At 74.5% G+C, this 12,312-nt stretch carries 9 protein-coding genes and 1 pseudogene; 3 read left to right on the forward strand and 7 right to left on the reverse strand.

Translation table 11 applies throughout. From position 1 onward, the window contains the following. Positions 1-3: 3 nt before the first annotated feature. Positions 4-594 (reverse strand): TetR/AcrR family transcriptional regulator, encoded by a 591-nt coding sequence (locus AC156L_RS22275; RefSeq protein ID WP_330874905.1) that lies wholly within the window; start codon positions 592-594, stop codon positions 4-6. A 250-nt stretch (positions 595-844) separates the two neighbouring features. On the opposite strand from AC156L_RS22275, the gene AC156L_RS22280 reads away from it, so the two are divergent. Together AC156L_RS22280 and AC156L_RS22285 are read left to right on the forward strand one after the other, a co-directional pair. Then, positions 845-1,972 (forward strand): endo-1,4-beta-xylanase, encoded by a 1,128-nt coding sequence (locus tag AC156L_RS22280; RefSeq protein WP_330874906.1) that lies wholly within the window; start codon positions 845-847, stop codon positions 1,970-1,972. Positions 1,973-2,033: 61 nt separating this feature from the next. Further along, positions 2,034-3,281 carry an SGNH/GDSL hydrolase family protein gene (locus tag AC156L_RS22285; RefSeq protein ID WP_330874907.1) on the forward strand — a complete coding sequence of 416 codons (1,248 nt, stop codon included), beginning with the start codon at positions 2,034-2,036 and terminating at the stop codon, positions 3,279-3,281. Positions 3,282-3,293: 12 nt separating this feature from the next. On the opposite strand, the gene AC156L_RS22290 is transcribed toward AC156L_RS22285, so the two are convergent. From AC156L_RS22290 to AC156L_RS22315, 6 genes and pseudogenes are all read right to left on the reverse strand, one after another. Further along, the gene (locus tag AC156L_RS22290; protein ID WP_330874908.1) at positions 3,294-5,795 is read right to left on the reverse strand and encodes a CHAT domain-containing protein; all 2,502 of its coding nucleotides are present in this window, start codon (positions 5,793-5,795) and stop codon (positions 3,294-3,296) included. Next, entirely contained in the window at positions 5,792-6,226 is a 435-nt protein-coding gene (locus tag AC156L_RS22295; RefSeq protein WP_330874909.1) for a hypothetical protein, read from the reverse strand. The genes AC156L_RS22290 and AC156L_RS22295 overlap by 4 nt, the downstream gene beginning before the upstream one ends. Next, complete coding sequence (locus AC156L_RS22300; protein WP_330874910.1) at positions 6,223-6,801, reverse strand: RNA polymerase sigma factor; 579 nt, start codon at positions 6,799-6,801, stop codon at positions 6,223-6,225. The genes AC156L_RS22295 and AC156L_RS22300 overlap by 4 nt, the downstream gene beginning before the upstream one ends. Beyond that, positions 6,798-8,363 (reverse strand): S8 family serine peptidase, encoded by a 1,566-nt coding sequence (locus AC156L_RS22305; RefSeq protein ID WP_330874911.1) that lies wholly within the window; start codon positions 8,361-8,363, stop codon positions 6,798-6,800. Before AC156L_RS22305 ends, AC156L_RS22300 begins: the two co-directional genes overlap by 4 nt. A 323-nt stretch (positions 8,364-8,686) precedes the next feature. Continuing rightward, the gene (locus AC156L_RS22310; RefSeq protein WP_484407227.1) at positions 8,687-9,868 is read right to left on the reverse strand and encodes an FAD-dependent monooxygenase; all 1,182 of its coding nucleotides are present in this window, start codon (positions 9,866-9,868) and stop codon (positions 8,687-8,689) included. Beyond that, positions 9,865-10,397, reverse strand: a pseudogene (locus AC156L_RS22315) (TetR/AcrR family transcriptional regulator). Before AC156L_RS22315 ends, AC156L_RS22310 begins: the two are co-directional and overlap by 4 nt. A 281-nt stretch (positions 10,398-10,678) precedes the next feature. Here AC156L_RS22315 and AC156L_RS22320 point away from each other — a divergent pair. Then, complete coding sequence (locus AC156L_RS22320; RefSeq protein ID WP_484407228.1) at positions 10,679-12,304, forward strand: glucuronyl esterase domain-containing protein; 1,626 nt, start codon at positions 10,679-10,681, stop codon at positions 12,302-12,304. The last annotated feature ends 8 nt before the right edge of the window (positions 12,305-12,312 follow it).

The following is a 12,312-nucleotide window of genomic DNA, read 5'->3' on the forward strand; positions in this document are numbered from 1 at the left end:
CGCTCAGGGGAAGGCGTGCAGGGCGCGGCGGATGACGGGGTCGAGCTGCCACCTCGTCGCCCCGCCCGCCGCCTGCACGGCCAGGCCCGCCGTGACGCTGACGAGGTACTTCGCCAGGTCGTCCGGGTGCTCGGTGCGGGGCAGGTCGCCGTCGACGACCGCGGTGCGGAAGCGGTGCGCCAGCCGGGTCTCGGCGGCGCGGCGGCACTCGGTCAGCAGGTCGGCGACCCGCCGCTGGTCCTCCGCGCCACCGGTCAGTCCACCCTGGACGGTCAGGCAGCCGTGGGGCTTGCCGGGGGCGGTGACGGCGGTCAGACCCGCGCACAGGTAGTGCTCGGCCACGGTGCGGGCGGTCGGCTCGGCGATGGCCGCGGCCAGGTACGCCATCTCGGTGTCGGCGTACCGCCGCAGGGCCAGGCGGAACGTCGCCTCCTTGTTGCCGAAGGCGTTGTAGAGGCTGGGTCGGTTGATCCCCATGGCGGCGGTCAGGTCGTCGAGCCGCGTGCCCTCGTACCCCAGGCGCCAGAAGACCTCGACGGCGCGGTCGAGGGCGTCCTCCAGGACGAACTCCCTCGGCCTGCCCGTCGTCGCCATCCGTCGCCGCCTTCGCGTCCACCGCACCGGCACGACGAATCGTAAGGTGATCACCCGCTCGCCGCTCGACTCGTTCGGGTGGCGCGGCGTTGATCGATCAAGGCGGGTCGGCCGTCCAGGCGTGCCGGTGAACCCCTTTGCCGGCCCTTGACTGTGCGGAGGCGGCATTTTAAGGTCCGGTTTCTCAGAAACTTTCACGTGGGGGTGCGAAAGTTTCGAAGTCAAGCCGTCGCAAGGAAGCGAGAGCCTGATGAAACCGACCCGTCTGGCCGCCGCGGCGTTCGCCGCCGTGGCGCTGTCGGTCCCGCTGACGCTCGTGGCCTCGGCCGCGCCCGTCGTCGACGACCGGTCGCCCGGTCACGCCAAGAAGGACACCCTGCGCCGGGCGGCGCCGAAGGGGTTCCACATCGGGACCGCCGTGGCGGGTGGTGGTCACCACGAGAGCCAGCCCTACCCCGACCCCTTCACCTCCGACCGCGAGTACCGCCGGGTGCTCGCCGCGGAGTTCAGCTCGGTGTCGGCCGAGAACCAGATGAAGTGGGAGTACATCCACCCGGAGCGCGACCGCTACAACTTCGGCATGGCCGACAGGATCGTGCGGTTCGCCAAGCAGAACAGGCAGGTCGTGCGCGGGCACACCCTGCTGTGGCACAGCCAGAACCCCGCGTGGCTGGAGGAGGGCGACTTCACGGCCGACGAGCTGCGCTCGATCCTGCGCGACCACATCAAGAGGGTCGTCGGCCGGTACCGGGGCGACATCCAGCAGTGGGACGTCGCCAACGAGATCTTCACCGAGACCGGCGAGCTGCGCACCTCGGAGAACATCTGGATCCGCGAGCTGGGGCCCGGCATCATCGCGGACGCGTTCCGCTGGGCGCACGAGGCCGACCCGAAGGCGAAGCTGTTCTTCAACGACTACGGGGTGGAGGGCGTCAACGCCAAGAGCGACGCCTACCTCGCGCTGATCGCGCAGCTGCGGGCCCAGCGCGTGCCCGTGCACGGCTTCTCGGCGCAGGCCCACCTGAGCACCCGCTACGGCTTCCCCGGCGACCTCCAGGCCAACCTGGAGCGCTTCGCCGCGCTGGGGCTGGAGACCGCGATCACCGAGCTGGACGTGCGGATGGACCTGCCGGAGAGCGGTGTCCCGACCGACGCGCAGCTCGCGCAGCAGGCCGACTACTACAACCGCACCCTCACCGCGTGCCTGAACGTCGACGGCTGCGACTCGTTCACGATCTGGGGCTTCACCGACAAGTACTCGTGGGTCCCGGTGTTCTTCGAAGGAGAGGGCGCGGCGACCGTGATGTGGGAGGACTTCTCCCGCAAGCCCGCGTACTCCGCCCTGCGGTCCACCCTCGCCTCGGCGTCCCGCCGCTGAGCGCCAGTCCCGAGTGGACGGTCGCGGGCGACCGCGGCCGTCCACGGACCCGGAGGTCCCCGTGCTGAAACGCTCCCTCGCCGCCGCCGCGCTGGTGCTCCTGCTGGCGCCACCGGCGACCGCCGAACCGCGCGCGGCGTGGGTCGGGGCGTGGGCGACCTCGCCCACCACCGTGCCCGCGTCGGACACGACGACGTTCGAGGACCAGACGCTGCGGCAGGTCGTGCACCTCGGCGTCGGCGGGTCGACCGTGCGCGTGCGGCTGTCCAACGAGTTCGGGACGCAGCCGCTGGTCATCGGGGAGGCGCGCGTCGCGCGCCGCGCGGGCGCGGGGTCCGCGGTCGAGCCGCGCAGCGACCGGCGGCTCACGTTCGGAGGGCGCGCCTCGGCCACCGTGCCACCGGGGGCGCCCCTGCTGAGCGACCCCGTCGCGCTGTCCGTGACCGCCGACTCCGACCTGGTCGTCAGCGTCCACCTGCCCCGCCGCACCCCGGCGACGACCGTGCACGCCTTCCCCTACCAGGACGGGTACCTGGCGGCGGGCAACGTCACCGGCCGCGCCGACATCACGCCGACCGCCGTGCTCGGCAAGTGGCACTTCCTCACCGGCGTCAGCGTCACGGGCAGGCGCGACGCCACCGTCGTCGCGTTCGGCGACTCGATCACCGACGGCGCCGAGACCACGCGCGGCGCGAACCGCCGCTGGCCGGACGTGCTGGCCAGGCGCCTCCAGGCGGTGCCCGCGCTGCGGCACCTCGGCGTCGTCAACGCGGGCATCAGCGGCAACCGCCTGCTGCACGACCCGAACCCGCCACCGGGCCACCCGGCGGAGGCGTACGCGAACTACTTCGGCCAGGCCGCCCTCCGCCGCTTCGACCGCGACGTCCTCGCCCAACCGGGCGCCGCCCACGTCGTCGTCCTGCTGGGCGTCAACGACCTCGGCCACCCCGGCACCAGCGCGCCGGAGTCGGAGAGGGTGACCGCGCGGGACGTCATCGACGCCCACCGCCAGCTCATCGCCCGCGCGCACGCCAGGGGTCTCCGCGTCCACGGCGGCACCATCACCCCGTTCAAGAACGACGCGTTCGGCTTCCACAGCCCGGAGAACGAGGCCGCGCGGCAGGCCGTGAACCACTGGATCCGCACCAGCGGCGAGCACGACAGCGTGGTGGACTTCGACCGGGCCCTCCGCGACCCGGCCGAGCCCGACCGCCTGCTGCCCGCCTACGACAGCGGCGACCACCTGCACCCGAACGACGCGGGGATGGCGGCGATGGCGGCTGCCGTGCCGTTGCGCGTGTTCCGCTGACGGTTCGCGGGGTCAGCCGGAGCCGAAGCACACCAGTGGCATCAGCGGTGTCGCCCGCGAGGCCTCGGCGAGCGCCCGTGCCGGTGCCGTGCCGCGGTGCACCAGGTCGTGGTAGGTGGTCATCACGTCCACCACCGCGTCGTCCGGGACGCGCGCGACGCCCGCCACCACCGTCCTCGCGCCCCCGTAGAGGAAGGCGGCGGCGAAGCCCAGCATCTCGTCGCCCGCGCGCACCACGGACCGGCCGGTGTCGCAGGAGGACAGCACGACGTGCTCCGGCGCGGCCGGGAGGGTGCCGATGTCGTGGGCCATGAGCGGGCCGTCGGCGAGGTCGAGGCGGGAGAACAGGATGTTGCCCGGCTCGTGGTGGCCGTGGGCGGCGAAGTGCACCATCCGGCGGTCCTCCATGGCCGCCAGGGTGGCGCCCACGGAGGCCGCCCCGCCGGTGAGGACGGTGCTGCCCGGCACCACCTCGGCGATCTTGCCGACCTCGCCCGGCGCGTGCCCAGGGCCGGGACCCGCCACCAGCAGCGGCTCGGAGGTGGTGGCCCGGCCCGTCGGGCGCCTGCCGCGCAGCCACACCGACGCCGACGGCGTCACGGTCACGGGACGGCCGCGCAGCCCGTCCAGCAGGCCCCACGGCACGCCGGACAGCGGGCCGGTGGGCACGACCACCAGGTCGCGGTCGCCCAGCAGCGCCCCGACCGGCGTGAGCAGCTGCTCCTGGAGCGAGGCCAAGTGGTGCCGCAGCGACAGCTCGACCACCTCGACGAGCGGGGCCTGGTGCCTGCGGCCGCACAGGGCGTCGAGGTCCGAGCGCAGGCGGGCGGCGGTCTCCGCGACGGCCGCCAGGTCGCCGAACGACACCATCCTGCTGGTGCCGTCGACGACCACCAGGCCGAGCAGGCGGCCCTCGAACGGCAGGAAGTCCACCAGGACGGCGTCGCCGAGCTCGGCGGCGACCTCGTGCAGCGAGTTCGGGCTGTCCTGCTCGCCGTCGCCCGGTGCCCGCCAGCCGCGGGCGCGGATCGTGTGCTCCAACTCGGCGCACCGCCGCGCCACGTCGGGATCGGGACACCCCGCCAGCTCCGCGGCGCGCACGACCGTCGCCAGCCTGCGCAGCTCCGCGACCGCGTCGGAGGTCTCGGTGTCGGTGGGCGGGCGCGCGGGGGACATCAGGAACGCCTGCGCGCGGGAGCGCTCCGCCCACGCGAACACCGTGGACGCCCTGCCGCGCCGCAGGGCGGTGGCGAGGCCGACGGCGGCCAGGTCCACGCCCATCGCGGCCGTCCCGGTGCGCAGGTCGATGCTGCCGAACCGGCCGCGCCTGCCGTGCAGCACGCGCAGCCCCGCCCCGGCCTGGCGGAACGCCCGCGTGGAGTCACCGGTCGCGGCGTACCACTCGGCAGCCGCCAGCCTGCGCAGCAGCACCGTCTCCAGCACCGGGGACGGGCTGCGGCGCTTCGACAGCTGGGCCAGCGCCTCGCCGTTCCTGCCGAGCCGCACGAGCGCCCGCGCGGCCAGGAGCGTGGCCGCCTCACCGTCGTTGGGCAGCCCGAGGCGGTGCAGCGTCGCCGCCACGTCCACGGCCTCCGCGGCGATGGCGGCCAGCCCGCGCCCGGCCTGGAAGTCGGCGCGCAGCCGGGTCAGCACCGCGACCGCGGCCCAGCTCCGGTCGCCCCGGCGCAGGAACAGCCGCTCCGCCCGGCGCGCCCACAGCCGCGCCTCGCGCGCGTCGCCCTGCATCACGGCGGCGCTCGCCCGCGTGAGCGCAGCCTCCCCGCGCTCGTAGGTCGGCCCGGAACGCCCGAGCAGCCGGATCGCCTCGTCCAGCTCCGCCGCGGCCTCGTCGGCCAGCCCGGCCTGCATGAGCGTTCGGGCCCGGTCGACGGCCAGCACCGGCAGCAGGCCCTCGGCGTGCAGGGCGAACCCCGGCTTCGCCAGGTCGAACGCGTTCAGCGCCGCCGGGATGTCGCCCATCAGCATCTCGCAGTAGCCGCGGTTGAGCTGGGCCTTGGCGACCATCAGCGGCAGGTCGGCGGCGCGCGAGATCTCCTCGCACCTCTCCAGGTCGGCCTTGGCGATCCGCGGTCGGCCCGCGAGGCCGTGCACCATGGCCCGGTTGAGCAGGGCCGCCGCGAGGTCGTGGTGGTCGTCCGTGCCGCTGTGCAGCGGGATGCCCTCGTTCAGGTGCCGCAGCGCCTCCTCGACCCGACCGGTGAGGATGCACAGCAGACCCCGTTGCAGCAGCAGCGTGCCGCGGTCCTCCGGGGCGACGGTGCGCTCGGCCTCGTCGAGCAGGGCGAAGCCCGCGGCCGTGCGGCCGAGGTGGACCTCGGCCGCGGCCATGCTGATCCGCACCCGCGCGGCGGCGGCCCCGTCCTCCGGCGACGCCGTGCCGAGCAGGGCCAGCGCCGACCGGAACAGGCGCAGGCCCCGCGCGGACCGGCCCGCGTCCACCGCCGCCCGGCCGCGGACGTGCAGGTCCCGCGCCCGCCGCTGGGCGGCCGTCACAACGCGATCGCAGGCGTGGTGACCGTCCCGTTGGCCCGCACCGAGAACTGCGCCAGCGCCGGGACCACGCCGGTGAACGCGAACCGCCCGTTGCCGTCGCACGACGTGGACCGCGTGGCCGTCGGCAAGCGCAGCTCCACGGGGTACGCGGCAGGCGGGGTGATCCACCCGTCGAGCCGCACCGAGCCGTCGGCGTGCGCGGTCACGTTGACCATGATCGTCAGGCTCGCGCTGTCGAACGTGATCAGCTGCGAGCGCTCGTCGCCGCGCACCGCCGCGAGCCGGGGTCCGCGCACCACGTCGAGGACCTCGTCGTCGGCGGTCGCGTGGTCGAGGGCGAAGCACGCCAGGTCGGCCAGGACGGCGGGCGGGGGGTCGCACTCGTCCCACATGTCCCGCAGCCGGACGAGCAGGTCGTCGTCGGTGCTCACCGGTCACGCTCCTTCGTCGAGAGCAGGGCGCGCAGCCGGTCGAGGCACCGGCCGCGCTGCGGGCCGATCGATCCGCGGGGCATCCCCAGCGCCGCGGACACCACGCCGTAGTCGGGCCGGTGCAGGTAGGCGACGATGCGCAGCAGCTGCCTGCACCGCTGCGGCAGCCGCTCCACCGCCTCCCACAGCTCCCGGTCGCGCGTCGAGGCGACGACCCGCTCCTCGGGGCCGGGCGCCACGTCCGGCTCGTCGAAGAACGCGTCGTCCCCGACCGGCCGCTCCACCCGCTGGGCCTTGGCGACCCGCCACGCCTCCCGCTTCGTCGTCGTGACCAGCCAGCTGACCAGCGCACCGGGTGCGCGGATGGCGTCCAGCGCGCGCAGCAGCTTCAACCAGGTCGTCTGCACGACGTCCGCGCTCGTCTCCGAGTCGAGGCCCTGCGACCTGGCGACGTGCCACAGCAGCGGCGTCAGGTCGCGCACCACCGCGTCGAGGCTCGACCGGTCGCCCGACCGGGTCTTCTCCAGCAGCGCGCCCAACTGCTCGTCGTCCAGCCGTCGGTGACCGGGGCTCATGCCAGGAGCCGCTTCACCGCGTCGAACGCGCGCTCGACCCTGGACCCGGTGTCCGGGACCGGGATGCCGACCGCGCCACCGGTCAGCTCCACGGCCACCGCGGCGGCGACCTCGGGAGCCGCGTAGGACGTGCCGGACCCGACGGCGAACCCGCCCGCGAAGCTGTCCGGGTCGGCGGTCCGCCGCGCGCCGGAACCGCTCTGCAACCGGGGACCGCGCGAGCCGCGCACGCTCGTCGGGAACGTGCTCACGACGTTGCCGCCGGTGGCCTCGACGGTGACGTACGCGCCCGCGTTGCTGAACCACGCCTCGGTGTCGTCGGGGTTGAGCGCGCCGACGCCGAGCACCATCGGGTTCTCCGTCGCCAGCGCGGCCGGGTAGAAGCGGCGGGTCGTGGCGTCGTTGCCCGCCGCCGCGACGACCACCACGCCGAGGTCGGTCAGCTCGGTGACCACCTCGCGCAGGTTCCGGGCGGCGGCGGAGTCGTCCTCGACGTACCCGCCGATGGACAGCGACACGACGTCCACCTGGTCGCCCCGCCTGGTCCTCGCGACGAGCAGCCACAGCGCCACCAGCAGATCGGCCTCGTAGCAGACGTTGTCGGGGTGCAGGACGCGCAGCGCGAGCACGTCGGCGTCCGGCGCGTTCTGCCGGATCCGGCCCGCGATGAACGTGAAGTGCCCGGTGGCCCCGCCGATCCGCTGGGACAGCTCGTCGGTGTGCGGGACGTCCTCCCACACGCTCGTCAGGACCTGCGTCGGCGTGAGGCCGTCCAGGCGCTCCGCCTGCTCCCGCAACACCTCCGCGCTCGCCTCGTAGGCCTGGAGGAACCCGTCCGCGGGCAGCGGGTCGCCCATGTCCCGCAGCCCGAACCACGGGTGGGTGTTGATGCCGGAGTCCGGCACGGCGACGACCACGCGGCGCTCGTCCCGCCCGCACGGCCGCCGGGGCGGCGGGCCCGCGGTGAACGCCACGGGCAGCAGCCGGTAGGGATCGTCCGAGCCGCCGTCCTCACCCCCGGAGCGCACGTCGTGCGGGCTCCACGTGGGCACGCCGCCGAAGGGGGCGCCGACGAGCAGGTGCTCCAGCGAGATCGCGCCCATCGCCGACCGCATCGTGCTGATGCGGCCCTGCGCGACCCCCAGCCGGACCTGCTGCACGGCGGTCCACGCGTCGACCACCCCGGTGGTCGTCCCCCGCGGGAAGAGGACCACCGGTATCGGCACCCGGTCGCGTCTCGCGGCGTCCAGCTCCTCCAGCTCGGCGGGCAGCCGCGCGGACGGCCACGCGCTCTCCGGGTCGCGCTTCAGGCTCATGCCGACGCGGTCCAGCTCGGTGTCGACCTCGACGCACGCCGCCGCGTCGGCGAGCACGCCGTGCGGCATGAGCATGACGGCCGCCCGGTAGGCGGTGGAGCGGGTGATCGACCCGTCCGGCCTCCTCGTCGCTTCGACGGGGTGGAGCATCCGGCCGCCGTGCTTGTCCAGCGACCACTGCGGCCAGGCGGGCAGGTCGGGGTGGTCGGCCCTGGTGGCCGGTCGCCGCGGCGAGCGGATCGTCATCGTGTGCTTCCCTTCTGGCCGTCGCCCACCCGTGGTGGCGCGACGGTGCGTGTCGCGGTGGACGCTGCTGTGCCTGCGGGTGGGCGGCCGGTCACGTCACGGCCACCCACCTGGTCCTGCGGGGCGCGCGGTCGAGGTCGCGGGTCGTCCCGCCGCCGACGACCCCGTCCGCGCGCACCCCGTGGTCCGGAGTTCGAGGTGCCGTCCCGGAGGACGGAACGTCCGTACACGAGCGAGAGCGGCCACCACCCGCGCTGGATGCACGTTCGAGGTCACGGAACCGATGCAGGGCCGCGGTGTTCGGACGAACGGCGCAGCCGCGGCTAAGCCGGATCGACGGCGTCCCGGCGCAGGGCGGTGACGAGGTCGGTCGAGCCGCCCGCGAGCGCGCCCGCCACCCGGCGGCCGACCGCGGGCAGGCGGGACAGGCGCAGCGCGGCGCGGCGGACCCGGAGCTGGAACGCCGACGCAGGCAGGAACCAGCGGGCGCCCCCGCGGCCCGCCCGCTGCCGTTCCTCCACGACGGGACGCCACAGGCGCTCGTAGGCGGTCAGCGCGTCGTCGACCTGGCCGCGGGCGAGCCGGTCGGCGAGGACGTAGGCGCCCGCCACGCCGAGCGACGCGCCCTGGCCCGCCAGCAGCGACACGGCGCGGGCCGCGTCCCCGACCAGCACGACCCGGCCCCGGCTCCACTCCGGCAGGCACACCCGGGCGACCACGTCGTAGTAGACCTCGGCGGACGGCGGGCAGAGGGCGAGCGCCTCGGGCACGACCCAGCCCAGACCGCCGTAGGCGCTCCGCACCGCCTCCCGGACGTCGTCGGGGGTGGTCGTGCCGGAGGTGCGGTGCACGGCGAACGCCGCGACCCGACCGTCGCGCAGCGCGGAGAACCCCATCTGCGCGTCGGCGGTGTCGGTGAGGGTGAAGCGGTTCCCGACGGCGGCGCGGAGCCGGGGCGCGTCGACGATGAAGGCGGCGGTGTGGAAACCCGGCGGGCGCAGGAACTCCCGCTCGTCGCCGAAGACCAGCCGCCGGACCGCCGAGTGGACGCCGTCGGCGCCGACGAGCAGGTCGGCGTCCAGGGTGGTCCCGTCGGTGAGCGCGACCCCGGCCCCGTCGCCCCGGCCGGTCACCGCGACCGGACCGGTGCCGTACCGCAGGTCGACGGCGGGCGGGAGGTGGTGGCGCAGCACGCCCTCCAGGTCCGGTCGGAGGAGGTGCAGCAGCGCGCCGTCCGCGAAGTCGGGCGTCCGAGCGCCCGCGGTGCGCCGTCCGCGCTCGTCGACGAGGGCGACCTCCTCGACGTGGTGGGCGATCCCCTCGGCGGCGGGCGGCAACCCCATCGCGTCGAGGGCGTCGTGGCCGGGCCCGAAGAAATCGATCATGTACCCCTGGGGGCGGGGTCCGGGTGAGCGCTCCAGCAGCACGACCTCGTGGCCCGCGGAGGACACCAGGTTCGCCAGGGTCAACCCGGCGATCCCCGCCCCGCGGACGACGACCCTCACGGCCGCCCTCCCCGGTCGACGAGCCTGCGCAGGACGGCGACCGGGTCCGGTGCGGACCCGAGGCCGCGGTGCAGCAGCAGCCCGTCGACCGCGGCGACCAGCACGGCGGCCGTCCGCTCCGGCTCGGCACGCCGTGCTCGCCCAGCCGGGCCCCGAACCGGCCGCGGAACTCGTCGAGCGCCCGGCCCAGCCCCTCGCGCAGGTCCTCGTCGCGCGTCGCCGCGAGGTAGGCCTCCAGGAACAGCGTGGACGTCGAGTCGGACCCGGTGTACCGCGCGACCGACCCGATCATCGCCTCGACCGCCGCCTCGGGGGTCCGCGCGGCGTCCATGAACGCCTCCACCTCGCCCGTCACCCGCCGGACGTGCCCGATCGCCGCCTCGTTCAGCAGCGCCCGCAGCGTCGGGCAGTGGTAGTGCACGACGCTCGGCGTCACCCCGGCGCGCTCCGCCAGGACCCGCGTGCTCACCGCGGTCCACCCGCGCTCCGGGATGAGCGCGACCGCCGCGTCCAGCAGCCGCCGCCGCACCTCGACACCGCGCTGCGCTGCCGGAGAACCCACGTGCGCTCCCCGGGTAGGGCGATCGACCTGTACGACTGCCCTGACAGTGGGACCGAGGTGGGGGAGCGGGCAAGGTGCGCCTCGAAGGCTGCTACGCGGGGTGAGCGCCAAGTGAGACCGCCACGGGGAAACGGCCCCGGCAGCGCATTGACATGTTTCGTTAATTAGCTCGAAACTTTAGCTCGTCGACACCTGCGAGCGTCGATCCTGCCGACCCCATCACCACCCCACTCGGAAGGAGAGCCCAGGTGAGTTCCAGTCAAGGTCGCGTCGGCATCCGGTCGGCGGTCGTCGTCCTGGCGGTGGCCGCGCTCGCGGTCGCGGGATCGGCGACGGTGATCGCGAAGACGACCGCGGAGGTGCCCGGCGACGTCGTGGCCGCCGCCGCGGTCGAGGACGAGGGCGCGGACTGCCCCGTGACCCTCCCCGGTTCGACACCCTCCAACGCCAAGCTGCCCGACCCGTTCACGAAGCTGAACGGCACGCGCGTCTCCAGCAAGTCCGACTGGCGGTGCAGGCGGGCCGAGATCAAGAAGCTGGCGGAGAGGGCCGTCTACGGCGAGAAACCCCCGAAACCGGCCAGTGTGACGGGAACGGTCTCCAGCAGCGGCATCACGGTCACCGCGTCGCACAACGGCAGGAGTTCCAGCTTCTCCGCGCGCGTCGAGCTGCCCAGCGGCACCGGCCCGTTCCCCGCCGTCGTCGTGCTGGGCGGGTTCGGCGCGGACACCGCCACCATCAAGGCCGCCGGAGCGGCCGTCATCAACTACGACCCGTACGCGGTGGGCAAGGAGGGAACGCCGCGCTCCAACAAGCAGGGCGCGTTCTACAGCATCTACGGCTCGTCGAGCAGCACCGGACTGCTGGCCGCGTGGGCCTGGGGCGTGAGCAGGCTGGTCGACGTCATCGAGCAGTCGGGCGGCAACGTCCTCCGGGCGGACGCGGTCGGCGTCACCGGCTGCTCCCGCTTCGGCAAGGGCGCCTTCACGGTCGGCGTGTTCGACCAGCGCATCGCCCTGACCATGCCGATCGAGTCCGGCACCGCGGGGGTGCCGATCCTCCGCGGCGTCCCCGGAGAGGGCGCGCAGAGCCTCAGCAGCGCCTACGGCGAGCAGCCGTGGTTCGGTGACGCGTTCGGCTCCTTCACCGGCAACCCGAACGCCCTGCCGGTGGACACGCACGAGATGGTCGCGATGGTCGCGCCGCGCGGGCTGTTCATCATGGACAACCCGCACATCGCCAACCTGGGCCCGAGGTCCGCGAGCGTGGCCGCGCTCGGCGGTGCCGAGGTGTACAGGGCGCTGGGCGCTGGGGACAACATCACCTACTGGTCGGACGTGCAGGACGGCAACCACTGCGCGAACCGGGCCGAGTGGCGGACACCGCTCCAGCAGAACATCCAGAAGCACCTGCTGAGGACCGGCAGCGCGCCCGGCGCGATGCGGATCTCCAGCAGGGCGGCGGGCAACCTGGCGCAGTGGCGTGACTGGACGACCCCCACGCTCTCCGACGGCCCGACCACGACCACCACCACCACCACCACCACGACGACCACCACCACCACCCCGCCGGTCGCGGGTGGGTGCACGTCGTCGGTGTCGGTGAACCAGTGGACCGGTGGGTTCGTCGCCACGGTGAAGGTCACCGCGGGCTCGGCCGGGGTGAACGGCTGGACCGTGGCGATGACCCTGCCGTCCGGCGCGGCCATCACCAGCGTCTGGAACGCCGCCAGGAGCGCCGACTCCGGCGAGGTCCGGTTCACCAACCTCGCGTTCAACGGCTCGATCGCCCCCGGCCAGTCGACCGAGTTCGGCTACCAGGGGACGGGGACCGGCGGCGGGATGACGCCGACCTGCTCGGGTTCCGGTGGGTGACGCACAGG

The sequence above is a fragment of the Umezawaea sp. genome (assembly GCF_057122925.1).